Raw genomic sequence first — 26,056 nt, forward strand, 5'->3', positions numbered from 1 at the left:
AGCATTTATTTTACCGCTGTTTCTGGCATCTGTAAACGTCCGATAATTTACTTGGCTGTTGGAATATTGTACTGATAAGCCTTCCTGCCAATCAATAAACTAAACGTGATAAAGGCGGCGAGTGATAGCAGCACTGGCAACGTGACGGTATGAACGCCAAACAAGTTGCCATTTTCCAGGTTATAGAAATGCAGCGCGATATAACTGGTGATTCCCGTCGCCATCGATGCAATCGCTCCGTATTTATTGCCCCATTTCCAATACAAACCGAGGACGATCGGCCATATAAAAGCAGCTTCTAGGCCCCCGAACGCGAATAAATTCAAAAAAATCAGCAGCTCTGGCGGATTCAAAGCCAGTAAAAAGACGATAACGCCGAGTGTACCAGTGACGCCAAAGGAAATACGCTTGATGGTTTTGATGCTGGCATCAGGCTTAACGTAATTCAAATAGACGTCTTTGACAATCGACGAGCTGACCAACAGCAATAAGGAATCGACGGTCGACATGATGGCTGCCATCGGAGCAGCCAAGACGATTCCCGCTACCCACGGAGGCAAAGTTTCCAGTGCAATCAGCGGAATGACTTTATCGCCAATTTCGATTCCCGGCATAACAGGACGGGCAAAGACTCCAATCAAATGCATATTGAGCATAATAATCCCGGTGACAATCGTCCCGATGATTAAGGCTCTGTGCATCGAGCGTGAATTCTTATAGGACATCGCACGCACCGCAATCTGCGGCAATCCAACTACGCCGACACCAACCAAAATCCAGAACGATGACACGTAAGCGGCCGTCAAATCACCGTTTGCTCCGTAAGGCGTGACCAAATTCGGGTTTTCATTGATAAGGTCATTGACAATGTTCGGAATGCCGCCACCTGCGATAATGACTGCGATCAGCAGGACCAGCGTTCCTATAAGCATAACGGCACCTTGTACGGCATCGGTCAAAGCAACCGCGCGGAAACCGCCAATGGTAACGTAAACGAGCACACTGACAGCAAATAAAAAAAGAGCTGAATTATACGATAAACCCGTCAGCGATTCTACCAGGCGTGCGCCGCCAATCCATTGCGCTGCCATGGCGGAGAAAAGAAAGACAATAATACTGAGAGCTGACAGTAACACAACAACTGAACTGTTATAGCGTGATTTGAGGAAATCAATCATAGTGATCGCCTTGTAGCGACGCGCCATGATGGCGTATTTCTTACCTAGAATCATTAATACGAAATAGCCGGTAACTACTTGAGCCATAGCCAACAGCACCCAGCCGAAGCCCATGGTATAGGCCGTTCCGGGACCACCTAGAAAACTAGAGGCACTGCCGTAGGTCGCCACCATTGTCATAGCCAGCACGAAGCCGCCGAGCTCACGGCCCCCCAGGAAATAATCGCTGATAAAATTGGAGGATGTCGTCAATTTGCGGCTTGCCCAATAGCCGATAAAGAAGATGACCAATAAAAAAGCAATCATTGGCAACAATACTGCATAATTCATCGGGAGTCCTCCTCTTCATCAAAAGGCACTTCTATGAAGAAGAATTTCACGATAACGATCACCAATACCGAAATCACCAAAAAGCCGAGGACACAGCTGTAGAAAAACCAATCCGGCAAGCCAAAGATATAGCTGTATTCTTCAACCGGTCGTGAGCCTAGCCCATAGGCAAATCCAAACCACCAAACAAAATTGAACAGCGCCAATCCGACACCGATCCAAGCTTCACGGTGGGCTATCTTAAACCGCCAATCCGTTTCTTCCATTCCACACACTCCGTTCACTTGCTTTTTTCGTTCCGCCCTAGCGGCAAATCAATGCCCTCCCTAGAAAAGAGCTCTCTTATCTGAATCTATCGTACACCATTGCCCAGTGAAGATTAACCCCACTTGCTGTCTTTTTGAACAATCGAAAACCCGAAAGCCGCTGCTTCCGGGTTGATCTGGTGAACTTTAACGTGCCAGCAAGTATTCAACATAAGCACGCCAATAGGTATTTTTGGCATATTCGAAATTAGGCTGACGGTCCGGGAACGGCATGAAGACCTTGGGAGGAGACACAAAATTCTCTAACTTGTCTTCCTTGATGACCATCGTTCCGGCTTCAGGGCCTTCAGACAGCACGGCTTTTGTTCCGTCTTCAAAATCGGTTGCTACTGTCAGTGTTTGTGGACGTCCATTGATGTTCAAGGTATGGATTTTTCCATCAACTCCATCGTAATCGAAGAGCCAGGAAATCGGAAGTGCAACTGTATCTTCAGCTGTTTCCAATGTGATGGACGTGTTGACATTGCTGCCATATGGAATGTCGTTTTCAATTGGTGTATCCGCGACAATCCGCACCTCGTAGTAAGCAAGAGGGTTGTTCTGCTCTTTCGAATCTAAATGATGATAGGCTTCCAGCCATTTGGTTTCTTCGGCTGGCATCTTGGAAACGCTTTGGACGGTCCCCGTAGCAATGCCCTGGATGCCTTCGCCTTCAATTTTGACCACATCCGCCACTTCTACGAGCGGCCATTCATCCTCCAATACATAGCTGAGGAATACTTTTTCATTCGAATAGATTTCAATACTTAAGGGTTCTGTCTCTCCGTTGATCTTAGATACCGTTCCGTCTACTGGGCTGATAACTGAAGGGTTCGACAAGCTTTGTGATAATTGCGCATCGAGCACCGCCAATTGCGATTCGATGGCAGCCAATTGTTGCTCAGCCTGAGCGATGCCGGCAGCGTATGAACCGTCTTGCGGAACCGCTACACCAACAGAGACATTAACATCAAACTGTATAGTCTCATCATCTTCATTGGTAATTTCGGAATTATCAGTTGCATCCTGTGAAACTGGTCCGCCTTGGGCTGCTCTTGACTGCTGAAGAGTGGTAAGTGAATTTTCTACTTCGGTCCGTTGCCCTTCCAAGGCAGTTTTCTGCGTTTCCCAAACTGCACGCTGTTCCTCCGTTTGCGCTTCGTTCAAAGTCGCAAGTTCAGATCCTGCAGTGACGCTGTCCCCTTCCTTGACCATCCACTGCTGAAGCGCTTCATGGTCCTGCACATAAATTTCCACAGTGTCTTGAGGCGCCGTCAAGGCTTCCTTGAACAGGCTGATTTCGTGTTCACCCGTATAGGCCTGTTCGTAGTCGCTGACATAGACGCTTTTAGATAAAATACTTTTCTCACCGAACATCAAAAGGGAGTTAGCCGTTAAAAAGGCAATAATCGCGATGGATAGACCAATAAAAAAGAATCTATTCAAACGGATTCCCTCCTTCCATAAATCCGCTCAGCATATCATTTATCGGAATCAGACTGAACGATGCAACGATCAAGGCTGCGAAAATATGAAGCATGATCAAGCCGAATAAAATCAATTTTGGATTAATTTTTGTAAAGTTGCGGATAAAACGGTACTGCACCGCAATTATCAAAGAAGTAAATAACGTCAACTGGTTAAAGAAGTAAATTAGGAAATGATTATCAAGAAATGTAGAGGCGATTGGTCCAAACGAGAAAATCGAGACAGACATCGTAAAACCGGTTAAAGCAAACAACAGGAAAATCAGGCCTTTTTCGATGACTAGCAGAGCGGTAACGTAGGTCTGCATGATAATTGCTGCCCGCCACGGTACCTTCAAAACCTTACTAAACAAGAAAGCAGCACCATAAAGATGGAAAGCTAAATAAAAGCCTGCCCACAGGAGCGTACCCGTAAGCGAAGTCCAGCGCGCCAATGTGTAGGCATCCCACATGCCCGCTGCTAAAAGCGGCGTCAGCGACTCGGTGTTCATCCCCCAAATTTCACTGAGCGCAAAAACCAACAAACCAATAGCAATGATGCACGCAATACGCTTGTTGACATTGCGCATTTCGGTGTGTTGTATATTATGTATAAGTTGGCCTTGTCTTGGGAAAAAGTGCCAGAATCTAAAGTCTGATATCATGCGTATAGTTCCTTTCAAGGCAATTGACGTTCTGCTTCACTTTACTTTACCAAAAAAACTTCCCCTTTGGAACGTATTAGCTGGTACATTTTTCAATATTTGAAGCGTTTGAGCTAAAAGACACAGAAGCGTGGTTGATGAAGAAACATGAACCCTTACTGTTGAAATGCAAAATCCATCTGTAGAATCTGGCACCACTCTACCCTCAACGCAAAGCGACTCCAGAATCCAACGTCACCTACTTGCTCCACACAACTATTACGTTCCATCAAACCACCCACCAAGCCGAGGCGCGTAAACGGAGGTGATGGAGCGATAAGACTGGCAAGCAGAGCTGGGCCCGGCTTATTGCGGGAGTCTACTCCAGAGCGACCGAAGCGGCTTATAGAACATTCAAAAACTACCATTGCTATTCCCTAGCTGTCTGGGTTATCGCGGGAATCCGCTCCAAAGCGATCGAAGTGACTTTTAGAACCGCACAATCCCCACTCCCTTCCCAATCGCCATCTTATTCTTACAAAATAGCTCCAAAAAACAACAACAAAAAAAGGCTGTTCGCCATGAACAGCCTTTCTTCTAATCAACTTACGCTTCGATGATCCGGTATTTCTTATGTGAAATTACAGTCATGTTGGATGCTGCACCTATTTCTTTTGCATCTTCTGGCGAAATTTCAACAATCACTGAGTTGTCCATAATTTTAAAGATGGTGCCGTTGACATCGACATCGTTACGAGTGAACGAAATCCATTCGCCAATGTAGCGGGCTGCTACGAATTCTGATACTTCTTTTTCATGGGGTTGGAATGCCATCATTACCACGCCTCTCTTTTGTAAAGCAATATCTGTCTATTATATCACAATTCACTACTGATTTCATCTCTCAGCAAACCCTTTAGCTAAATGAATTTATTCGGTAAGCCATTACTGGAGGACTATTTGGAAAATATAGAGAAGATAGCTACTCTTTAGTCCCGGTACTGCTTTTCAGTGAATCGACGGACCGCACACAATTCCGTTTCGTGCTTTGTACCAGCCAACTCAATGATCTCTACCGCTTTTCCAGGAGTTGGCGAATGGAGCATCAAGCCGTCGCCATAATAGACGCCTACGTGATGCAGCTTTCCTTTCCCTTCCTCGTAAGCAAAGAACAGCAGATCGCCAATATGCCAAGAGTCCGGGTCATACTGGTTGATTTCGGTGCCTTCGAGCGCTTGGTCCACGGCATCGCGTGAAATGCTAATACCATTCGCTTTCATTAGATTGTAAGTGAGTCCTGAACAGTCAAAACCATAGCTTGACATGCCGGCCCATAAATAAGGCAAGTCTAAAAATTCTGCGCCCAATTTTGCAATATCCAGTCCATTTGCCTGTAGACCGCGATTATAGGCGGCGACGATTTCCACAGCATCTGCCATGATGATAGCGTCGCCATCTGGCGTGTGCAGTCGGACAAAATCGCCAAGTTCTTTGACCGGCAATAAGGTATTAAAAGAAACAGCTTTTAGGGGTTTGAAGTCTTCTGTCCAGAGCTGGGCTTTATTCTGTGTTACACGGGCGTAGCCGAGTTCAGTCAAGGCTTCGACTTCCTTTAATTGACTCATGGGCACCCATCCCGGGTAACCCCGCTCTTCTTTTTGGCAAGGCTGCCAAATTGCGATAATTTTTGCCCAGCCATTCACCACTTCATCAATCAACACAGGTTCTCCATAAAGAAGTTGTGTCTGGATCCGGTTGCTATCGGTCAGATCTTTATTTTCCTCACGGCTCATTTCCTGCAGCCATTTATTAATATTCGGGTTTTCCATAATGTTATCCGTGTCGATGGGACGTACTTTTTCAGGTGCCGTCCAAACGGTTGCGACCGGAACACTGCATACCCATGCTGTGGATTCTTTCTGCAGCAAGCTCTTCACTCCATTTCTTTACTGATTTTCAGAAAGTTATTCAACGCCCGGAAGAATGGTCAAAGTTTTGGCATCGCCATCCAATCTTGCGAGCGTACCAAGCGGCACAGAAAAATGCGGTTCGCAATGGCCGATTTTAAAGCCTTTAACAACGGGAATTTTCAACGCTCCGAAATAATCATTGAATACTTGATCCATCGTTAACGATGCTTTGCGCTTTTTCGGTTCGGCATTTTTGAAATCGCCAATGACAATGCCTGCCGCCTCATCGAATTTTCGAGACATGCGCATTTGATTGAGAATTCCGTCCACTTCATAAGGCTCTTTATCAATGTCTTCAATCAATAAAATCTTGCCTTTAACGTCCAAGTCGAACTTCGTGCCGATTGCACTGCGGATCAGCGATAGATTGCCACCAACCATCGCGCCTTGTACGATTCCACCGATTATTGTTTCAAGCGGTGCCACTTCTTCTGTGTAATGAAGTTCAAATGGCTTAAATAATTGGCCGAACATGCGCCCACTGCGTTCATGGAATTCGGGTTTGCCGACATCTGAAGCTAACATCGGTCCGTGGAATGTCACCAAATCAGCGTATTCCCCGATGGCTGTATGTAAAAAGCTAATATCTGAATATCCCCAGAATACTTTTGGATTTTCCTTGATCATGGCGTAATCGATTTTGTCTGCTAAACGAGCAGCTCCGTATCCTCCACCCGCACAAAAAATGCCCGATACTTCCGGGTCTTCAAACATAGCATGAAGATCTGCTAAGCGTTCTTCATCGGTTCCCGCTAAATAGCCATGTGTCGCGCTAACTGATTTGCCGAGCTTGATTGTCAAGCCAAGTTCTTCTAAAAACGGCAAAGCCCTCTGTAGACTTTCTTGATCCGGTGGACTTGAAGGTGCAATGACACCAACCAAATCCCCTTTTTTCAGTCGTTTCGGTAATTTTCTCAAGATGATCTACTCCTTTTAATTTTCATACTTTCTTCATTATAACCTGTAAGTGGTTCTCTTTAACTAAGTCGCGGTTCAGCAGAACTTCGCCTGCATCGCAAGTTCGGTCATCACCAGCATGGCGCGGTAGGCTCATAGTATATCTTTGGCTTGGAAATGGACGATTGTCGTACCTTCTTCTAACTCACAGCCGGGCAACATAGCAGCCAGCTCAGCTTGTCGATAATGGGTAAACTCAATTTTCAACAGCGGCTTTTCAGATGGTCTTAGAGGTTTGACATTCCCTTTATTTTCAATGGCCTGCATGATCTGTTCGTGCAAGTATCTTTGCGCTTTTTCCGGATGCATCGTTCGGACGGCTGAACGCGACAGTGACTTTTTCACAGCCGCTGTTGTGATGTTCGGAATCAGCGCCTCTGCTTCTCTGCACGCACAATCGTTTCCTGCCATCAATAAAACCGGTACCCCGTAGTAACCAGCAACGTAGGCGTTAAAACCGATCTCGCCGATTTCCACTCTGTTGATCCACATCGTTCGGACCGCAAAAATCATCGAATGGGCCGTAACGCCTTTTTGGCCTGCACGCGCGTGGTAACCCGCAAAAAAAGCACCGATAAAACTGCTGTCCAAACTTTCGACCATCGAATACGCTTTAACTCCGCCAGTAATCAACTCTGCTCTTTCGTGCAACTCCTCGGCAATTAGATTGTTTATCTTCGAATGACTGTCATTGACTAAACATTCATCGTCACCGGACTCAACGGAACCCCGGATGATAGCATTGGCATCTTCCGTCGTTAAACGACGTCCCCGCTCATAGTTGACTTTTTCCGAATCCACATATGTATAATCTGGCAATGCTGTGACGCCTTGCATATCCATAGACAAATAGAATTTCTTTAAGAAAGTTCCTCTTTTTTAGGACATCCGTCCATTCCTTATGGCTCAATGTACCAATAATAGCCCCATAGTTCAATCCAGGTCCTATTGATCTTTTATTCAAAAGCGGGACAATTAAATTCATTTTATTTTATTTTTTAGAATTTTTAGTTATTTTGTACGATGTTTATTAAGAATCATTTATTTATACTAAAAACAAGTTAGCAAACACTGTAACTTACTTGTAAGATCCTCCATTAACAAACCTAATTGAAAAGGAGCGGATGACCATGAATTCCGATAAAGTACTTGAACTTGGCTGGGGAGATCTTGCAATCGGAGTAGTTGGCTCGACAGCAGTTATGCTATTTATCAATTTTTATACTTTGATGTAAGGGGTGTCCTATGATTGATGCAGAAATTTAAAAGCTCTTTTCCAATCTAAATGGAAAAGAGCTTTTAAAATTGCTTTTTTTGCATTCAAAAACGCCTACCCATTAATCCGGAGAGACGTTTTTTATCCATAGGCTGCTGATTTCACTTTACAAACCTCCATGTAATTGTTGTGATTCCCGCTGTTGGGCCCATAATCTATCAAACATCGTTCGATCTCCTGCGCTTAATGCTTCGTCGATCATTCGACTGTAGTTTTCCTGTTCCAGAAAGTAAATAGCGTCAACGGCTTCTTTCACGGACTGTTCATTTACTTCAATCAATTCGTCTCTTTCTTCCTGTAAAATTGCTTGGAGGTGTCTGTGGATGTCCGACACGAGCAACAATTGATAGAGAGGCAAGCGGATAAAGCGGTTACCTTTTTGAAAGACGAAAACTTCCGAGAGGTTTTCCACTTGGAACGTATTGAGGTTGACGATAATCTCTTTGCCTTCCACGGGAATAAAGTGGAACAATTCATCATCTTTCATAATGGAGAAGTATTGATAAGCAAAAACGAATTTCACTAAATGCCCTTCTTTCTTTGTATAGAACGGCTTCATGAGTTTCACATGCAACATCTGATTCACCCCCATTTTTTTAATATTCTGATTACAACTATTGTACCATAAAAAGGTCTTTTCGAAAATAGTATTGCACAGGAACCTCCTCATATAATAGAGGTTTCAGAACATATTTCTGTCACATATTTTATTGAACTAGCCCCACTTAATGGAAGCTGTTTGTATGCTGGATACTTGAGTATAGAAACGATACTTTCCGGCCACCCTGACCCTCGGAAAAAATGTAATTTTTGTTGTGAAATCCTTGTAACAAGTTAATGGGTTCATGTAGAGAAGAAAACAAGTTTAGCAGAGGCAACAACAGCTGCACGAAGAAGCATCAAAACTTCATGTAGCAACCCAAAAACTTTTTATAGAACCTGTCTACTCCAAGTACAACATCGCTGTCGAGCGATTCCAAAAGCCCACACTTCCTATCTACCACATGCCATTAGGATTTCTCCTTACCAAAATCAACCTGCCAACCTAGCTACTACAAAAAAAGTATCACCGCAGCCAATAGAACACTCCTTCTTCCCAAATAAAAAACCTGTCAGCTACCAAAATACAGGTTAGCCGGCAGGTTGAGGAAAAAAGCCTTGTTATTTTTTGCTGCGTGTTCGTTGGTGGCGATGGCGTGGAGCGGTGACCATGAAATGCATTTCGTTCGGATTGATATAAATGGATACTTTCTCCATGATATAAGCTACCAGAACATGGAATTCCTCGTCGGACAATTGCCGTTTACAAAAAATAATTTGGTTCATTTTGAAATCGACCTGCACCTGCTCTAGGTAATCCGGAAACAGCCGAGGGTTATGGATACTATAACAATTACCATCTGATGAAATTTGCCAACTGATCTTACCAAATACCAATTCGGCCTTCGCATACACTACTTCCCAAGCCATAATGTCCTTTGGATGTAAAACGGATCGCAAATCGGGGATTTCCAAAATAAACGAATTGAACAACTATCATTCTCCTATCCACACAATTTAATTAGGTCTTTATTACTTTTATAATACCATTTGATTTACATAAAACAAGGACTGAATAAAAATAATCTCTTGATTTTATAGCCACTAAAACGACTATACATTCTTCACCATTTACGGAGCAGCCAGAAAGTCGTACAATAGAAGGAAAGTTTTATTTTGGGGCGATGCATATGGCTACGGTTCAATCCCTGGCGAAAAGATTCGAAGATACGATTCACAATTATATGGCTGCTATCGACAAATCACTTCTGCCAACTCGTGCGTTGGATGAAGAAATGGTTCGAAAAGCAGTCTTTTTAGTGCGTCACGACGGCGTTCAGATTCAGTCGTTCAATGAAGAGCGATTGTTGCTCGAAGCAATCGTCAAAGATGCACATGCAGTTAAAGTGGTTCTCAACTTCGACAAGCTCACGGCAATTTGTGCCTGTCCGCAGGAAACGATGTGCCGCCATCGACTAGCGGTCATTTTTTCGCTGTATCAAAAAATCGGCTCGCTTTCTGAATGGGTTGCCGCCTGGCGCGAGCCCGAAAACAAGCAGCTAACTTTATTATCCGAAAAGCGCTCGCCTGAACAATGGACAAAATTGATTCGCAGCGTATGGCGCGACGACATTCCAGACTACACCACACGCAATTATTTTTATTTTGAACAGATGTATGACGGTCGTTTGAAGAACTCCTTATCCTACGTACCCTTGGAACGCGAATGGAAGGTGCTTTACCGAACCTATGCCCATTTTATTTCATTGACCGAAGTGTGGGCGACTTTTGTCGCTGGCACACAAGAAGTCCATCATTCCTTTTTTAAGACTTGGTTTGATGATGAATTACACGAATTGCGTGATTTGCTCGGTCAACTGCGCGTTCAGCACCGGACATTTGAAACGGATGCTTTTTTTGAATACCTGAAAACATTGATCCGTGAATTCATAGAAGTGAAAGATAACTCATTTTCGCAACGATTTTTACTTTACCAATTGTTTTGGACCAATTTATTCACCACTAACCGGATTCGCGAAAAAGAGCTTGGTGTGCTTAAAAATCCGGACGAACGGCTGAAAGCATTTTTTGCTATTATCTTAAAAAAAGAGCTTGAGGTTCGAAAAATATCACCAAACGAAATGCATGACTGGATTGAACTGGCTGTTCTTGCCGAAAATGAAAATCATCCACAAGCATTGACAAGTATTTTGATGGAAATCAAACCTCATGTGAAAACCTTCCTGTTTGAAGGACTTTATACACAATACCGCCATCACTATGTGCGGACACTCAGCCGCTTGTTTTCGCAAATCGAGTTGAGTGAGTTGGACTGGGAAGACTTGTTCAAGCAATTTGGCCATTATGGACTCCCAGCCTACTCTGCTTACCTGATTGAAAAGCAATTATACAAACAATGGGCAGAACTGCATCATCTTCATAACTCCCCTTTATATTTCGCAGAGGAATGCGGACTCAAAGAAGTGCAGACAAAAGCGCCTGATTATGTGTTGCCCCTCTTTCACCGGTATGCGCTGGCTTATTTAGATGAGCGCAACCGGCCGAGCTACAAGCAAGCCGTGCGCATCTGGAAAAAGATGAAAGCTGCCTGCAAGAAAAGCGGTCAAATGGAGTTCTGGACTGCCTACATCAATGAAATCCGCACACAGAACAAACGTCTGCGTGCACTTCAGGAAGAGATCGAGAAAGGAAATCTGATATGAATCAATTCCAAACTGAAGGAAGCCGCCTCTATTATTTAACGATCAGCCGCGGAGAACTTTTCCGTATCCAGGCGACCAATGAAGCCGGCAACCGGATTCCGCCGGAAATCTGGAAGCCATATTTGTATTTTCTAGACAAAGATAGCTTTTTTGGTTTGACCGCACAGACAGATGGACTAGACCTAGTGCTGACCCCCGCTGATTTTGTCCGCTTATTTCAGCGTGAACCTCACCATTATGTGATGTTCGCCGGACAACGCAAGGAAGATGAAGACTGGCTGAAGCTTGCGGGAAAAGTCGCTGATTCCTTGAGCGATCCAGATTTATGGGATCATGTCTCGGTTGAAGACGGTGACATCCTCATCAGCGATAAGTACGGCGATCAGGAAATCCGGACTTTCCTTAGTGATACGATCCATCATCAATTGCGCCAAAAAGGATTAATGGTAGCCCAGCTGCCTTATATCCAGGGATTTATCCAACAGGCGGGTTGGCAGGGCTTACCAGATGCGGATGACTATGTCGTCGCAGTACAGTTAAGTGAACCGGATGCAGATGAATTCTGGTCCTTTAAAGTCGTGATGCGTTCGAAAAGGGGCAGCGTCTACTGGTCCCCTTCCAAGCGTCGTGCAAATGAACCGATCGACAAGGCTTTGCCAGAGAAATGGCGCGCCTTTGCGGAGGATATTCAACAACGCCAATCGCTGCTGTTAAGCTTATGCCCTTCTGTCGAGCAGTTTGATGAAGACCGTTTTTATCACGTTGAATGGACTGACGCAGAAATTCTTGAGTTTCTGCGCAACGATGCAGAAATTCTGCAGGCGTTTGGTATCGAAGTATCGATTCCTTCTTGGCTGAAGGTTGTTCAAGAATCGAAAATCCATGTCAAAGCCAATGTCAACTCGCCGATTAAGAAAGCGTCGGTTGTTGGACTCGACCAGATTATCAATTTTGACTGGCAGTTTTCCCTTAATGGCCATGATCTCAGCATGCAAGATTTTCAACGGTTAGTGTCCGAGAACAAGGAATTTATTCGTATTGGCAATGAATGGGTACGCGTCGATTCAAACCTATTGATGCAATTGCGTAAGATGATTGAGGAAGCAGAAGATGCCGACTGGACCATCAAAGACATGTTGTTTCAGAACGTACCCGAAATCATGCTGGAAGAAACGGCGGAAGAAGAAGATCCACTGGTTGAATTTCATTTGAACCGATCGCTGAAAACGTTGCTCGATAAGCTATTAGATAAACGTGATTTGCCGGAAACGCCGCTGCCACAGAATTTACTAACAGAGCTGCGCCCTTACCAGAAAATCGGTTTTGATTATTTGGTATTTATGCGTGAGGAGGGCTTTGGCCTTTGTTTGGCCGATGATATGGGGCTCGGAAAAACGGTTCAGCTAATAACGTACCTGCTGCATGTCCACGGAAAAAATCCGGATCAGCCATCGCTGATTGTCTGTCCGACTTCCGTGCTCGGCAACTGGCAAAAAGAATTGGAGCGTTTTGCGCCTGATTTGAAGGTTGCAACCCATTACGGCAGCATCCGTCCAAAAGGCGATGAGTTCAATGCCTTTTTAGCGGAAGAAAAACCGGATGTTGTCTTATCGACTTACGGCATCGTGTCTTCTGATGGGGAGGAAATGCAGAGCCTGCACTGGTCGAGCATTACCTTGGACGAAGCGCAGAACATCAAGAATATGTACACAAAACAATCGCGGACGATCCGGAAGTTTAAAGGCGACCATCATATCGCCTTAACGGGTACGCCGATTGAAAACCGGCTGTCTGAATTATGGTCGATTTTCGATTTCATCAATAAAGGCTACCTGTACCGCATTAAGCAGTTCCAAGAAACCTTCATGATTCCGATTGAACGTGATAATTCTGAAGAACATAAAGAAAAATTGCGGCAGCGGATTCAGCCATTCCTATTGCGCCGAACGAAAAAAGACCCGGATTTGCAGTTGAATCTGCCTGAAAAGCAGGAACAGTTGGAGTATTGTCCATTAACGCCTGAACAGGCCGCTCTTTACGAAGGACTGGTGCAGGATACGGTGCAGAAAATGGAGACGCTCACAGGTTTTGAGAAAAAAGGTCTGGTATTGAAAATGTTGAGCAAATTGAAGCAGCTATGTAATCATCCGTCTCTCTATTTGAAAGAGCCGTATACGAGCGCCGCTGAAGTCTTGCCTCGTTCTCAAAAACTGGAGCGCATTGTGACCTTGGCCGGGGAAATTGCTGAACGCGGGGAACAATGTTTGATATTTACGCAATATATCGGAATGGGGCATTTGCTGCAGCAGGCCATTAATGAATTGTATGGCCATGAAGTGCCGTTCTTGACCGGTAGCATGCCGAAACAACAACGTGATTCCCTAGTGGCTTCTTTCCAGGAAGGCAAATTCCCAATCTTCATCTTGTCCTTGAAAGCGGGTGGCACTGGCCTTAACTTAACGGCCGCGACACACGTTCTCCATGCCGACAGATGGTGGAACCCTGCCGTGGAAAACCAGGCGACTGACCGTGCCTATCGTATTGGACAGACGCAATTCGTTCATGTCCATAAATTTGTGACCATCGGGACAATTGAGGAAAAAATCGACTCCCTGCTGGTGCAAAAGCAGTCGATGTCCGAAGAATTTATCCAATCCAGCCAATGGATGACTGATCTTTCGGACACGGACTTGAAGGAACTGTTTACTTATTCACTTTAAATAGCTTTAAATAAATCCGGCCAGGTCCCCACCTGGCCGGATTCCCCTTTTAGACGTGAAAGTTTACCCTTTTTGAACGGAACGGAAGATCGATTTCAGTTCACTTAGTTCCCGCTCCGCCTCTGCCAATCGCTGATGGAGCAAAGCGGTTAGTTTGATCAATTGCTCCATATGCACTTCCAGTTGCAGCTGTACATCTTTTGGCATCGCTAAGTGCCCCCTTCTTAATTGTTTATACGTTTACCTGCTCCGTCCCCGGCGGTTGGAAATCGAAGTCTGCATCAGACTGCGCTGTCTCCTGCTGAGCGGCGGTTTCTTCTTGTGATTTTCTCCTGTCGAGAAATCGGATCTGGTCGCCGAGCACTTCCGTCACAAAAATGCGTGTGCCATCTTCTTTGTCATAAGAACGCGATTGCAGGCGGCCTGTGACAGCGACAAGTGAACCTTTAACACAGTATTTCGAGACATTGTGAGCAGGCTTTCCCCAGGTGGAGCAAAGAACATAATCTGTTTCCGTTTCTCCTTTCTGATTTTTATAATTTCTGGAGACCGCTATGATGAAGGATGTATGTATCCGCCCTTCACTCATGACACGCATGGATGGATCTTTTGTTAAACGTCCTACAATTCCGACTTGGTTCATTTTCTCACCTCCTTTCGCTTACTTAGAGCATACTAAGAAGATTGAATTCTTTGCAAAACTGAAAAAATTAGTTTTCATGGATTTTCTGCTTTCATATTTCATTTTTTAAACCTGTTATAATATTTTTTTCATCATTATTGATTGAATTGATTGTGTTTTGGGATGATCTCTCTCTAAACCAAAAATAGTTTTTAGAAGAGTGTCCATTTTTTTCAGCGGCCTTTACGGTTCGCCTGTCAAATCTTCTATATGCTATACTAAAATAAAGTGAGTATTGGAGGCATTGCTGCATGAAAACATTTAAAATGCTGTCATTAGGTGTTGAAAAAGACGAGCAAGTGATGGACTATCCTGTTTTTGATGGGATTATCATCAACCAAGAAAATGATGAACGTTCATGGGTTCTTGAAATGCTGATCGATTTACCGCATCAAGAAATTTTTGATCAATTGATGGAAACTCAAGAAGTCGTATCTGTTCAAGTCGTAATTTCTTATCCTGGGAACGAACCGGCACCTTTTGAAGTTATGATTCAAGACGTAAAAGTGATGGGTGAGCATGCTTCGGTATTGATGAAAGGCACATTAAAACGGGCCCGTCGGAAATATGCAGAAACTTTGCTATCTGAGCTCTTAGAAGATGGACTTGAAGGCCATGAGCTTCTTGAACGTTTTGAAACTGATATGCGCACACGTCCTGGTCTTCGTAAAGACGAAGCTTAGTTTTTCTTAAAATTTCTTTACTAAAAAAAGCTGTTCACGGAAGTCATTGTTTCTGACTTTCGTGAACAGCTTTTTATTTGTTTTGTTGATCCAACTTATGCTTCAACAACTGGCCCTAAAGCAAAAAGAATGTCGCATTCACAGGCTATTTCTCCGTCTACTGTGGCAATGGCATGCCCTTTACCCATTGAACCGCGAAGTTTCGTCAATTCAACTTCCAGGCGCAATTGATCGCCTGGGACGACCTGTCGTTTAAAACGGCAGTTATCGATACCTGTGAAGAATGCTAGACGACCTTTGTTGGCATCCATCTGCAAGACAGCTGCAGCACCGACTTGTGCCAGCGCTTCAACGATCAGCACACCCGGCATTACCGGATACCCTGGAAAATGGCCATTAAAAAATTGTTCATTTGCCGATACGTTTTTTAAACCGACAGCTTTCTTGCCCGCTTCGATTTCCAACATACGATCCACCATCAAAAACGGATAACGATGCGGCAAAATTGCCTGAATTTGTTCTGTTGTCAACAATCGATTCAGCTCCTTTTATCTTGCTATAACGGTCAATTAAGCCCAAATAAATCACCTAACGCTTAATGGAAACCAAAAACTCCAACTATGCGAAGTTTCTCCTTATTTCCCATCCATAATGTCTAATATGTGCTGCCAGGTTTCCCATTTCAAAGCGTCAGCTGGTTCGCCATCTCCGATGACACCAAAGCCCACCATTGCACCAAAAACAGCCGCTAAGCTAATCAAAGCGACCACCATGATAATACGAAGCCAGATTGGAAACAGACGAATTTGCACCCACCATGTCTTTTTCGGCGCTTTTGCATCTGTTGCTTTTTTTTCATCTTTTTTCCGAAGAGAAAAGTTTTTTTTCAGCTCAGCCATTCACTCCGTCAACCTTTCCATCTACTCAATTATCAAATCTCAGCAAAAAAAATTCCGATAAACTCATTCCATTATACTAGAACGCTCTTTTTTTGCCATCTGCTAATTGACTTTGTTTTTTTGGCGAAAGATATTTTCTTTTGCTTCCAGCATTAACCCTGTGCCGAGGACAACGCATTCCATCGGATTCTCTGCGATAGAAACCGGAACTTCCAATTTTTTGGCCAGTAGTTGGTCCAGTCCATCCAGCAATGCGCCGCCTCCCGTCAAGATTGCTCCACTTTCAATAATATCAGAACCCAGTTCCGGCGGCGTTTTCTCCAACACCATCCGCGCTGCCTCCACAATTAATTGAACGGATTCTCTAAGTGCTTGTTCGACTTCCATCGATGTGATGATCAACGTTTTCGGAAACCCCGTCAAAATATCGCGGCCACGGATTTCCATCTCTTTTCCTTCAGTATGCTGTAATGCAGTACCAATCTCCACCTTAATCTTCTCAGCAGTTTTTTCCCCAATCAACAGCTTATGATGCTGTTTCACATACCGCATGATTTGCTGATCAAACCGGTCACCCGCCGTTTTAATCGTTTCGCTCGTCACAATATCACCCATGGACAAGACCGCGACATCCGTCGTTCCACCGCCAATATCGATGACCATGCTGGCACTAGGCTGATAGATATCGAGACCAGCGCCAATGGCAGCCATTTTCGGCTCAACTTCCACATAAACCTTCTTGCCGCCTGCTTTTTCGGCCACTTCACGAATTGCATTTTGTTCGATACTCGTCACATTTGTCGGACAGCAAATCAAGATGCGCGGCTTGGTCATAAAACCCTTCAACTTTAATATGTGAATAAAATGCTTCAGCATCGCTTCGGTCACGTCAAAGTCATGAATTACACCATCCTTTAATGGACGAATAGCCACTATATGCTTTGGCGTCCTACCCATCATTTTTCGAGCCTCTTTACCCACAGCCAGCACTTCGTTGGTCTTCCGATCCATGGCCACTACAGAAGGTTCATTTAAGATGATTCCTTTGCCTTTAACGTATATCAATACATTCGCTGTCCCTAGATCAATTCCAATATCTTTAGAAAACATCAAGCCCGTACTCCTTTTAAAACCATTTATTCTGCATCTTCAATCGAAAGTTCCAGTGATCGTAAAACCCAATCAGAACAGCTAATATTCAACGTGTAAAACACTGCTGAGTAAACCTTCTCTCTAGTGTATGTATTCTCAAAAAGACTCTCTTAACTGAATATTTTATCACAGTCAGGAACGCATTGACAAAATTCTTGAAGTTCTCAGCATCAATAAAAAAAGCTTGCGAAGCTGATAAGCAGCACCGCAAGCCCATTATGAATAGATTAGACCAATTGCCCAACTTTCGTTTCTACTTGTTCAACAGTAACACGCTCAATATCAGCGCCTAAAGCTGCCAGTTTCGAATGAAAGTTAACGTATCCGCGATCTAAATGATAAAGTTCGTTTACTCGAGTAATACCGTCTGCAGCAAGTCCTGCCAAAATCAATGCGGCAGCAGCTCTTAAATCGGTTGCTGCTACTTCCGCGCCTTGAAGATTTGATGGGCCTTCCATGATTACTGAACGACCTTCAATTTTAACCGATGCATTCATGCGGCGGAATTCTTCCACATGCATAAAGCGGTTTTCAAAGACAGTTTCTGTCAGGATGCCGTTTCCTGTAGCGGTCAGCATCAAGGACATCATTTGTGACTGCATATCTGTTGGGAATCCAGGATGTGGCATGGTCTTGATATCGATTGAACGAAGTGGACGAGTCGCACGGACGCGCAATCCTTCTGCCGTCTCCTGAATATCAACACCCATTTCACCCATTTTAGAAATCAAGGCAGCCATATGTTCTGGAACAGCATTCTCAATGATAACATCGCCTTCTGTGATTGCAGCAGCCACCATAAAGGTTCCAGCTTCTACACGGTCTGGAATGATATAATGCTCAGCGCCATGCAATTCTTCGACGCCTTCAATGCGCATCGTATCTGTTCCTGCGCCAATAACGCGGCCACCCATTTCATTGATGTAGTTCGCTACATCCACAATTTCAGGCTCTTTGGCAGCATTTTCGATAAGTGTCGTGCCTTCTGCCAATGCGGCAGCCATCATGATGTTTTCAGTTGCACCAACACTTGGAAAATCTAAGTAAATTTTTGCTCCCTGTAAACGCCCAGTTGTTTTTGCTTCGACAAAACCGTTGCCAAATGTGATGCTCGCGCCCATCGCTTCAAATCCTTTTAAGTGCTGATCGATTGGACGCGAACCTATTGCACAGCCACCTGGCAAAGCCACACGAGCGAATCCATTACGTGCAAGAACTGGTCCCATCACCAAAATCGAAGCGCGCATTTTACGCACATACTCAAATTGGGCTTCACTTGATAATGTTGCTGAAGAATCAATCAGCATTTCATTTTTTTCTGGGAAATACTCAACAGCAACATTCAAGCTTTTCAAGACCTCTTGAATTGTGTAAACATCTGCTAAATTAGGCACCTCTTTAATGATACTCTTGCCTTTCGAAGCCAATAATGCACCGGCTAACACCGGAAGAACTGCATTTTTAGCACCTTCAACTCGTACCTTTCCTGTTAACTTTTGGCCGCCTTTTACAATGATCTGATCCACTAATATACCCTCCATGTGTTTAATAGTCATCTATATGTATCCCATATATGTTTAAAATTCCAATGTCATTATTTAGAAACAAAACCTTTCTCATACTAACTTGTTTTTTGGTAAAAAACAAGCAACTATACTCTCATTTTGCGCTGTCTTTTTTAATGCACACCATGGTATTCGGAAACCATGGTGCGTTTATGTCCGTAGGGGGAAAAAAGTCACGTTTTAATAATAACCTACTAGACCTTTTCCCCTCTATGCATAGCTTAAACCTTATATACGACTTTATTCCCCGGGAAATATATATTTTGCCGTTTTGCCATAACCGTGAGCTTCAAGGTCATGGCAAAACGGCAATTTAAAATAGGTAAGGTAATTGCCTCGACCAAGATGAAATATTCAGGAAAAAAGTAGATACCATGGTCCCAATTGCAATACTAAGAAAAATATAAAGAATTTGTGCCTGCAGCACATGGTGTTTGTGTATCCATTTTTCGAACATCACAGCACGCATCGCATAAAATGCAACCCCACTGAAAAAAATATGGCTGAAGATTGAAATCAACGCTGTTTGTCCAATCATGATTTCCATTTTTACACGACCTTTCGTAAAAGAAGATTTTTAAAAATGGGTCTTGGCATTCTACAAATTAGTTGCTACTACTCCAGTTTTTTGGCCGTAGTGGCGATAGTTCTGTTGTTTGTAAATCTATAGCCGCGTTTTCTCAATTTCCTAATAAACAGCAAAAATTTTTTTATTTGTTAGTAGTTGCCATACATTCAGGCAGTTTGAACAGCTCAACTCTTTTATTCGACGTATAAAGAAGAATAGAAAAAGCGGACAAAAGTCAATTGCCCTTCTGTCCGCTTCCACTTTTCTTTGTCCAGACTCCAACGGCCAACTCCTCGGGTCATAAGTCAACCCACCTGTGTGGCAAGGAGCGCCACACTGCTGGTCTGCCTTATGCCTGTCGGAGCTGTGCGGCCGTTTCCGCTTTTCTTTGTCCAGACTCCAACGGCCAACTCCTCGGGTCATAAGTCAACCCACCTGTGTGGCAAGGAGCGCCACACTGCTGGTCTGCCTTATGCCTGTCGGAGCTGTGCGGCCGTTTCCGCTTTTCTTTGTCCAGACTCCAACGGCCAACTCCTCGGGTCATAAGTCAACCCACCTGTGTGACAAAGAGCGCCACACTGCTGGTCTGCCTTATGCCTGTCGGAGCTGTGTGCGGCCGTTTTCGCTTTTCTTACTTTAAATGTTACCCTCATAAACGTTGATACGATTCATCGCACGTTTTAACGCCAATTCTGCACGTTTAAAGTCGATTTCATCTTTATTTGCCTGTAGAAGTGCTTCTGCACGTTTAGCGGATTCCTGAGCACGTGCCAGATCAATGTCTGTTGCGCTTTCAGCCGATTGTGCAAGAATGGTCACTTTTTCAGGGCGGATTTCAAGAAATCCGCCGTTTACAGCAACCAATTCTGTCGAGTTCTCTTTTTTTAATCGGACTGCACCGATACCAAGAGGAGCGACTGTCGGAATGTGGCCGGGCAAAACGCCTATTTCGCCTGTTGCTGTAACTGCAATAACCATAGATACTTCTGAATCGTATACCGGGCCGTCGGGAGTGACAATATTGACTGTAATGGTCTTCATTTTTTTCCCTCCTGGTCCCTGGTTTTAGACTTCTACGCCCATGCCTTTTGCTTTTGCAATAACATCTTCAATGCGTCCGACCAAACGGAAAGCATCTTCTGGCAAGTGGTCATATTTCCCATCAAGAATTCCTCTGAATCCTTTGATCGTTTCTTGAACAGGAACGTAAGAACCTGTTTGGCCTGTGAACTGTTCAGCAACGTGGAAGTTCTGAGAAAGGAAGTTTTGGACACGGCGTGCACGGTTAACCGTCAGCTTGTCTTCGTCACTTAACTCATCCATACCAAGGATTGCAATGATATCCTGTAATTCTCTGTAGCGCTGAAGTGTTTCTTGTACTTCCCGTGAGATTTTGTAGTGCTCTTCGCCCACGATTTCAGGTGACAATGCACGTGAAGTCGAAGCCAAAGGATCCACCGCTGGATAGATACCCATCTCAGAAAGCTTACGCTCAAGGTTCGTTGTCGCATCCAAGTGGGCGAAAGTTGTAGCCGGAGCCGGATCCGTATAGTCATCGGCTGGTACATAGATTGCTTGAATAGATGTTACTGAACCTCTGCTTGTAGTCGTGATACGTTCTTGTAATTGACCCATTTCTGTAGCTAGTGTTGGTTGGTAACCAACAGCTGATGGCATGCGGCCAAGTAATGCTGATACTTCAGATCCTGCTTGTGTGAAACGATAGATGTTATCGATGAATAGAAGAACGTCTGCGCCTTGTTCGTCACGGAAGTATTCTGCCATAGTCAAACCAGTCAAAGCAACACGCATACGTGCACCAGGCGGCTCGTTCATTTGGCCGAAGACCATTGCCGTTTTCTTGATAACGCCAGAATCGCTCATTTCAAAGTACAAGTCATTTCCTTCACGTGTACGCTCGCCAACACCTGCGAATACGGATAAACCACCGTGTTCCTGAGCGATGTTGTTGATCAATTCCTGGATAAGAACTGTTTTACCTACACCGGCACCACCGAAGAGACCGATTTTACCACCTTTGATGTAAGGAGCAAGCAAATCGACAACTTTGATACCTGTTTCAAGAATTTCAACTTCTGTGGAAAGATGCTCGAATGTAGGTGCTAAACGGTGAATCGGATCACGACGCACTGTTTCTGGAATTTCTTCCCCTAAATCGATAACTTCACCAAGCACGTTGAATACACGGCCTAATGTTGCATCTCCAACTGGAACAGAAATTGCTCTGGCTAAATCAGTTACTACTGAACCACGTTGTAATCCATCAGTGGATTCCAGCGCGATCGTGCGTACTGAATCATCACCAAGGTGAAGAGCCACTTCAAGCGTTAAAACGACTTGATCTTGACCGGGACGATCAATATTTACAGTTAGGGCATTGTAGATAGCTGGAAGTTGACCATCGGAAAACTTGATATCTACAACCGGTCCCATAACCTGAAGAACGTGTCCTGTGTTCATGCTGTTCCCTCCTGTCTTACTTTTTTAAAAACTCCCTTTGCGGGATGTTCACACTTTTTGTTGTTCAAACTTCAGCCCGTCGAATCTACATGGGCACCTCTGCATTTCTTATTGTCCAGCTCCGGTGCCCAGATTCTCGGGGTCTTAAGTCAGTCTACTCCGGAAATGAAATTTCCTGCGTATTCTGTCTTAAGCCCGTCGAATCTACATGGGCACCTCTGCACTTCTTATTCTAATGCAGCTGCTCCGCCGACAATCTCAGTAATTTCTTGTGTGATTGCCGCTTGGCGCGCACGGTTGTATTGAAGTGTCAGTCCAGTTATCAAATCAGACGCATTATCCGTCGCGCTCTTCATTGCTGTCATGGACGCAGCATGTTCACTTGCTTTGCCGTCAAGAACGGCCCCAAAGATTAAGCTCTCCGCATATTGTGGAAGCAGAACTTCCAAAATTGCTTCTGCTGAAGGATCAAACTCATAAGAAGCAGTTGATCCCGTCGGTTGAATATCCGTCAGCGGCAAAACTTTTTTCTCTGTGACTTCTTGTTGAATAGCTGAAACAAAGTGATTGTAGTACATATAAACTTCATCATATGTACCATCTGCGAACATACCAACAGCTTTGCGCGTTATTTCTTTAATATCTGAAAACGTCGGATGATCCGGAAGTGCGATTGCACTTTCAAGAATCGTCATTCCTTGCTTAGCGAAGAATTCCTTCCCTTTCCGTCCAACGCTCAAGATAACAAAGTCGTCATTGGATGTGTGCCGTTCACGGATTCGGCTCATGACAGTACGGAGAATATTACTGTTATATCCGCCTACCAGACCGCGATCCGATGTAATCACTAAATAAGCTGTTTTCTTAACAGGGCGTGCAATCATCATCGCGTTGCTAGTGTCCGAAGACCCCGCTGCGATTGATGCAACTACGTCTTGGATTTTTTCCATGTAGGGAACGAACGCTTTCGCATTTACTTCCGCACGGCTTAGTTTAGATGCAGAAACCATTTGCATGGCTTTTGTGATTTGGCTTGTTTTCTTAGTTGACGTAATTCGGCTTTTTATATCGCGTAAAGATGCCACTGGTATTTCACCACCTTATTATTTTTTCTTCATATTCGAACTCAGTATTCCCCCGCTTTAACGGGCAGTATGTCTCCCCCATTGACATGCAGGAGATTTACTGACCGTAAAAGTCCGATTGGATCAACTAGTATTCAGTAAAGTTAAAGCCCCCACTGAATACAGTTTCTCTTTACTCAGATTTTGCAAATGTGCGTTTGAATTCATTGATCGCTGCAGCAAATGCGTCGTCAGCAGGTAAACCTTGAGTTGTGCGAATAGTATCCAAAATTTCTGTGTGGTTAGAATCCAACCAGCTTGTCAATTCAGCTTCAAAGCGAGAAATGTCGTTAAGTGCGATATCGTCAAGGAATCCACGAGTCAACGCATAGAAAATAACAACTTGTTTTTCAACTTTGATTGGGTTGTTCAAGCCTTGCTTCAAGACTTCAACTGTACGTTTTCCGCGCTCAAGTTTTGCTGCAGTTGCAGCATCAAGGTCTGAGCCGAACTGAGAGAATGACTCAAGTTCGCGGAAAGCAGCCAAGTCAAGACGCAGTGTACCTGCAACTTTTTTCATTGCTTTGATCTGAGCTGAACCACCAACACGTGATACAGAAAGACCCGCATTGATTGCTGGGCGTACACCTGAGAAGAATAGATCCGATTGAAGGAAAATCTGGCCATCCGTAATCGAAATAACATTTGTTGGAATATATGCAGCGATATCGCCAGCTTGCGTTTCAACGAACGGCAATGCTGTGATTGATCCCGCTCCAAGAGTTTCGTTTAATTTTGCAGCACGTTCAAGTAAACGTGAGTGCAAGTAGAAAACGTCACCTGGATAAGCTTCACGGCCTGGTGGACGACGAAGTAACAGTGAAAGTTCACGGTAAGCAGATGCTTGTTTTGTTAAATCATCATAGACGATTAACACGTGCTTGCCTTCAAACATGAATTCCTCAGCCATTGTGATACCTGCATAAGGAGCCAAGTACAATAATGGAGCAGGTTGTGAAGCTGAAGCCGTTACAACGATTGTGTAATCAAGAGCTCCATTTTTACGGAAAGTTTCTACTACGTTACGGACAGTAGATTCTTTTTGTCCGATTGCGACATAGATACAAATCATGTCTTGGTCAGCTTGGTTTAAGATCGTATCGATTGCGACAGAAGTTTTACCTGTCTGACGGTCACCGATGATCAATTCACGCTGTCCACGACCGATTGGTACAAGTGCGTCAATCGCTTTAATACCTGTTTGAAGTGGTTCATGAACCGATTTACGGGCCATTACACCTTGTGCAGGGCTTTCAATTGGACGAGTTTTTGTTGTGTTGATTGGTCCAAGACCATCAACAGGTTGTCCAAGTGGATTTACTACACGTCCGATAAGTTCGTGTCCTACCGGTACTTCCATAATACGGCCAGTTCGACGTACTTCATCGCCTTCTTTGATGTCTGTGTAAGGGCCAAGGATAATAATACCAACGTTGTTGGCTTCCAAGTTTTGCGCCATACCAATAGCACCAGTTGAGAACTCTACAAGTTCTCCAGCCATGACATTGTCGAGGCCATGAGCGCGCGCGATACCATCACCAATAGTAATTACTGTACCAACGTCGTCAACTTTCATCTCTGATTGATAATTTTCAATCTGTTGCTTAATCAGACCGCTGATTTCTTCAGCTTTGATGCTCATGTATGTCACCCTCTCATAATTTCATAATTAACTCATTAATTGACGTTGCAGACGAGACAATTTCGTGCTCACGCTGCTGTCGTAAATGCGATTTCCGATTTGAAGACGCAATCCGCCGATTAACGATGGATCGATGATGTTTTCAATTCGCAAAGATTGTTTACCAATTTTCCCAGCAAATACTGAAGAAATAGATGCGCGTTCGTCTTCTGTCAAAGGACGTATAGAGTAAACTTTTGCATCTTCAATTCCTTGTGCATTATTGGATAAAGCGACGAACTCATCAGCTAAAGAACCAATTTCGTTCATCCGTTTGCGTTCTGCCATCAATTGAAGTGTATTTACCACAAATGGGTTCGCTTCTTTAAACACTTCATTGATCAAGTTTGTTCGTTTGTCAGCTGAAAGTTTTGGAGAAATAAGTAAATCGTAAAATTCGGGAGTCAGTTCAAAGACTTTTTTCACTTCACGCAAATCATGTTCTACATCCAAAGACGATCCGTGCTTTTGAGCAACTTGGAACAATGCTAGAGCGTAGCGTTCTGCAACTTGACTCACTGAACTTCGCCTGCCTTCGCAATCGTTTCGTTAATCAACTGGCGGTTGTCTTCCTCAGAGATTTCTTTTTCAAGCACTTTCGTAGCAGCGAGCATTGACAATGCCACAACTTCTTCACGAACAGCCGAAATCGCTTTATCTCTTTCGTTAGCAATTTCCTGAACTGCAGCATCTTTCATGCGACCAGATTCAGCGCGTGCTGTTGTAATGATTTCCTCACGCGAAACTTCGCCGTGCTTTTTAGCGTTTTCAACAATTTCTTGTGCTTGCGTACGCGCATCTTTAAGAAGGCTGCGCTGCTCTTCAAGCAACTTATGTGATTCTAGACGGCTGTTTTCAGCAGTTTCGATTTCACTCTTGATTAAATCTTCACGCTGCTGCATTATGCCCATCAAAGGACCCCATGCGAATTTCTTCAAAAGCACCATTAGTAAAATGAAGATAACAAGTGTAACGAGAATGTCTCCAATATTCAAAAACTCCCCGGTTGCACCGAGTACGAGGTGATCAAAAAACACGATTGTTTCACTCCCTTCAAGAGCCTAAAATACAATTTCTTCTATAAGTAAGATCTTTATCTGTTGTAAGATGAA

Annotated in this window: 26 protein-coding genes; 3 read left to right on the forward strand and 23 right to left on the reverse strand. The window is 44.1% G+C overall.

Going from position 1 to position 26,056, the window contains the following annotated elements:
• Window positions 1-47 precede the first annotated feature (47 nt).
• The 10 genes from panF to BBH88_RS14460 form a co-directional block, all read right to left on the reverse strand.
• A complete protein-coding gene (gene panF / locus BBH88_RS14415; protein ID WP_006829209.1) occupies window positions 48-1,508 on the reverse strand; it encodes a sodium/pantothenate symporter in 1,461 nt (486 codons plus the stop codon).
• Window positions 1,505-1,774 (reverse strand): YhdT family protein, encoded by a 270-nt coding sequence (locus BBH88_RS14420; RefSeq protein WP_006829210.1) that lies wholly within the window; start codon window positions 1,772-1,774, stop codon window positions 1,505-1,507. The genes panF and BBH88_RS14420 overlap by 4 nt, the downstream gene beginning before the upstream one ends.
• Before the next feature lie 186 nt (window positions 1,775-1,960).
• The gene (locus BBH88_RS14425; RefSeq protein ID WP_006829211.1) at window positions 1,961-3,259 is read right to left on the reverse strand and encodes an efflux RND transporter periplasmic adaptor subunit; all 1,299 of its coding nucleotides are present in this window, start codon (window positions 3,257-3,259) and stop codon (window positions 1,961-1,963) included.
• Complete coding sequence (locus tag BBH88_RS14430) at window positions 3,252-3,944, reverse strand: hypothetical protein (protein ID WP_065536603.1); 693 nt, start codon at window positions 3,942-3,944, stop codon at window positions 3,252-3,254. The genes BBH88_RS14425 and BBH88_RS14430 overlap by 8 nt, the downstream gene beginning before the upstream one ends.
• Before the next feature lie 585 nt (window positions 3,945-4,529).
• On the reverse strand, window positions 4,530-4,760 hold the full coding sequence (locus tag BBH88_RS14435) for a DUF2187 family protein (RefSeq protein ID WP_006829213.1): 231 nt from the start codon (window positions 4,758-4,760) through the stop codon (window positions 4,530-4,532).
• A 152-nt stretch (window positions 4,761-4,912) separates the two neighbouring features.
• Window positions 4,913-5,860 carry a C40 family peptidase gene (locus BBH88_RS14440; RefSeq protein WP_065536602.1) on the reverse strand — a complete coding sequence of 316 codons (948 nt, stop codon included), beginning with the start codon at window positions 5,858-5,860 and terminating at the stop codon, window positions 4,913-4,915.
• Window positions 5,861-5,887: 27 nt separating this feature from the next.
• On the reverse strand, window positions 5,888-6,811 hold the full coding sequence (locus tag BBH88_RS14445) for a S66 peptidase family protein (RefSeq protein WP_065536601.1): 924 nt from the start codon (window positions 6,809-6,811) through the stop codon (window positions 5,888-5,890).
• 132 nt (window positions 6,812-6,943) lie between these two features.
• Window positions 6,944-7,699, reverse strand: a complete 756-nt coding sequence (locus BBH88_RS14450) for a M55 family metallopeptidase (protein ID WP_269148236.1) — start codon at window positions 7,697-7,699, stop codon at window positions 6,944-6,946.
• A gap of 533 nt (window positions 7,700-8,232) precedes the next feature.
• Entirely contained in the window at window positions 8,233-8,703 is a 471-nt protein-coding gene (locus BBH88_RS14455; protein ID WP_006829217.1) for a hypothetical protein, read from the reverse strand.
• A 584-nt stretch (window positions 8,704-9,287) separates the two neighbouring features.
• Entirely contained in the window at window positions 9,288-9,659 is a 372-nt protein-coding gene (locus tag BBH88_RS14460) for a hypothetical protein (protein WP_006829218.1), read from the reverse strand.
• A 197-nt stretch (window positions 9,660-9,856) separates the two neighbouring features.
• Here BBH88_RS14460 and BBH88_RS14465 point away from each other — a divergent pair, with 197 nt between their 5' ends.
• Both BBH88_RS14465 and BBH88_RS14470 read left to right on the forward strand, forming a co-directional pair.
• A complete protein-coding gene (locus BBH88_RS14465; protein WP_006829219.1) occupies window positions 9,857-11,389 on the forward strand; it encodes a hypothetical protein in 1,533 nt (510 codons plus the stop codon).
• A complete protein-coding gene (locus tag BBH88_RS14470) occupies window positions 11,386-14,109 on the forward strand; it encodes a DEAD/DEAH box helicase (protein WP_065536599.1) in 2,724 nt (907 codons plus the stop codon). The genes BBH88_RS14465 and BBH88_RS14470 overlap by 4 nt, the downstream gene beginning before the upstream one ends.
• A 63-nt stretch (window positions 14,110-14,172) precedes the next feature.
• Here the strand turns inward: BBH88_RS14470 and BBH88_RS19440 are convergent, their stop codons facing one another.
• Both BBH88_RS19440 and BBH88_RS14475 read right to left on the reverse strand, forming a co-directional pair.
• Window positions 14,173-14,316 carry a hypothetical protein gene (locus BBH88_RS19440; RefSeq protein WP_169314366.1) on the reverse strand — a complete coding sequence of 48 codons (144 nt, stop codon included), beginning with the start codon at window positions 14,314-14,316 and terminating at the stop codon, window positions 14,173-14,175.
• 25 nt (window positions 14,317-14,341) lie between these two features.
• The gene (locus tag BBH88_RS14475; protein ID WP_006829221.1) at window positions 14,342-14,752 is read right to left on the reverse strand and encodes a single-stranded DNA-binding protein; all 411 of its coding nucleotides are present in this window, start codon (window positions 14,750-14,752) and stop codon (window positions 14,342-14,344) included.
• A 290-nt stretch (window positions 14,753-15,042) separates the two neighbouring features.
• On the opposite strand from BBH88_RS14475, the gene BBH88_RS14480 reads away from it, so the two are divergent.
• Window positions 15,043-15,474 (forward strand): YwpF family protein, encoded by a 432-nt coding sequence (locus tag BBH88_RS14480; protein ID WP_006829222.1) that lies wholly within the window; start codon window positions 15,043-15,045, stop codon window positions 15,472-15,474.
• A gap of 95 nt (window positions 15,475-15,569) precedes the next feature.
• Here BBH88_RS14480 and fabZ read toward each other — a convergent pair whose 3' ends face one another.
• From fabZ to atpF, 11 genes are all read right to left on the reverse strand, one after another.
• Window positions 15,570-16,007, reverse strand: a complete 438-nt coding sequence (fabZ, locus tag BBH88_RS14485) for a 3-hydroxyacyl-ACP dehydratase FabZ (protein ID WP_006829223.1) — start codon at window positions 16,005-16,007, stop codon at window positions 15,570-15,572.
• Between the two features lie 102 nt (window positions 16,008-16,109).
• Window positions 16,110-16,373, reverse strand: coding sequence for a DNA-directed RNA polymerase subunit beta (locus tag BBH88_RS14490; RefSeq protein WP_006829224.1), 264 nt, complete (start codon window positions 16,371-16,373; stop codon window positions 16,110-16,112).
• A 102-nt stretch (window positions 16,374-16,475) separates the two neighbouring features.
• Window positions 16,476-17,483 (reverse strand): rod shape-determining protein, encoded by a 1,008-nt coding sequence (mreB, locus tag BBH88_RS14495; protein ID WP_006829225.1) that lies wholly within the window; start codon window positions 17,481-17,483, stop codon window positions 16,476-16,478.
• Between the two features lie 269 nt (window positions 17,484-17,752).
• Window positions 17,753-19,051 (reverse strand): UDP-N-acetylglucosamine 1-carboxyvinyltransferase, encoded by a 1,299-nt coding sequence (murA, locus tag BBH88_RS14500; RefSeq protein WP_006829226.1) that lies wholly within the window; start codon window positions 19,049-19,051, stop codon window positions 17,753-17,755.
• A gap of 352 nt (window positions 19,052-19,403) precedes the next feature.
• Window positions 19,404-19,637 carry a DUF1146 family protein gene (locus BBH88_RS14505; protein ID WP_006829227.1) on the reverse strand — a complete coding sequence of 78 codons (234 nt, stop codon included), beginning with the start codon at window positions 19,635-19,637 and terminating at the stop codon, window positions 19,404-19,406.
• A gap of 657 nt (window positions 19,638-20,294) precedes the next feature.
• The gene (locus BBH88_RS14515) at window positions 20,295-20,699 is read right to left on the reverse strand and encodes a F0F1 ATP synthase subunit epsilon (RefSeq protein ID WP_006829228.1); all 405 of its coding nucleotides are present in this window, start codon (window positions 20,697-20,699) and stop codon (window positions 20,295-20,297) included.
• 24 nt (window positions 20,700-20,723) lie between these two features.
• Window positions 20,724-22,139: a F0F1 ATP synthase subunit beta gene (atpD, locus tag BBH88_RS14520; RefSeq protein WP_006829229.1), complete on the reverse strand. Its 1,416-nt coding sequence runs from the start codon at window positions 22,137-22,139 to the stop codon at window positions 20,724-20,726.
• Window positions 22,140-22,366: 227 nt separating this feature from the next.
• On the reverse strand, window positions 22,367-23,224 hold the full coding sequence (gene atpG / locus BBH88_RS14525; protein WP_006829230.1) for an ATP synthase F1 subunit gamma: 858 nt from the start codon (window positions 23,222-23,224) through the stop codon (window positions 22,367-22,369).
• Window positions 23,225-23,396: 172 nt separating this feature from the next.
• Window positions 23,397-24,905: a F0F1 ATP synthase subunit alpha gene (gene atpA, locus BBH88_RS14530; protein ID WP_006829231.1), complete on the reverse strand. Its 1,509-nt coding sequence runs from the start codon at window positions 24,903-24,905 to the stop codon at window positions 23,397-23,399.
• A gap of 27 nt (window positions 24,906-24,932) precedes the next feature.
• Complete coding sequence (locus tag BBH88_RS14535) at window positions 24,933-25,463, reverse strand: F0F1 ATP synthase subunit delta (protein WP_065536597.1); 531 nt, start codon at window positions 25,461-25,463, stop codon at window positions 24,933-24,935.
• Window positions 25,460-25,981: a F0F1 ATP synthase subunit B gene (gene atpF, locus BBH88_RS14540; RefSeq protein ID WP_006829233.1), complete on the reverse strand. Its 522-nt coding sequence runs from the start codon at window positions 25,979-25,981 to the stop codon at window positions 25,460-25,462. The genes BBH88_RS14535 and atpF overlap by 4 nt, the downstream gene beginning before the upstream one ends.
• Window positions 25,982-26,056: the final 75 nt, after the last annotated feature.

The organism is Planococcus antarcticus DSM 14505, assembly GCF_001687565.2.
In the GTDB taxonomy this organism is placed as follows: domain Bacteria; phylum Bacillota; class Bacilli; order Bacillales_A; family Planococcaceae; genus Planococcus; species Planococcus antarcticus.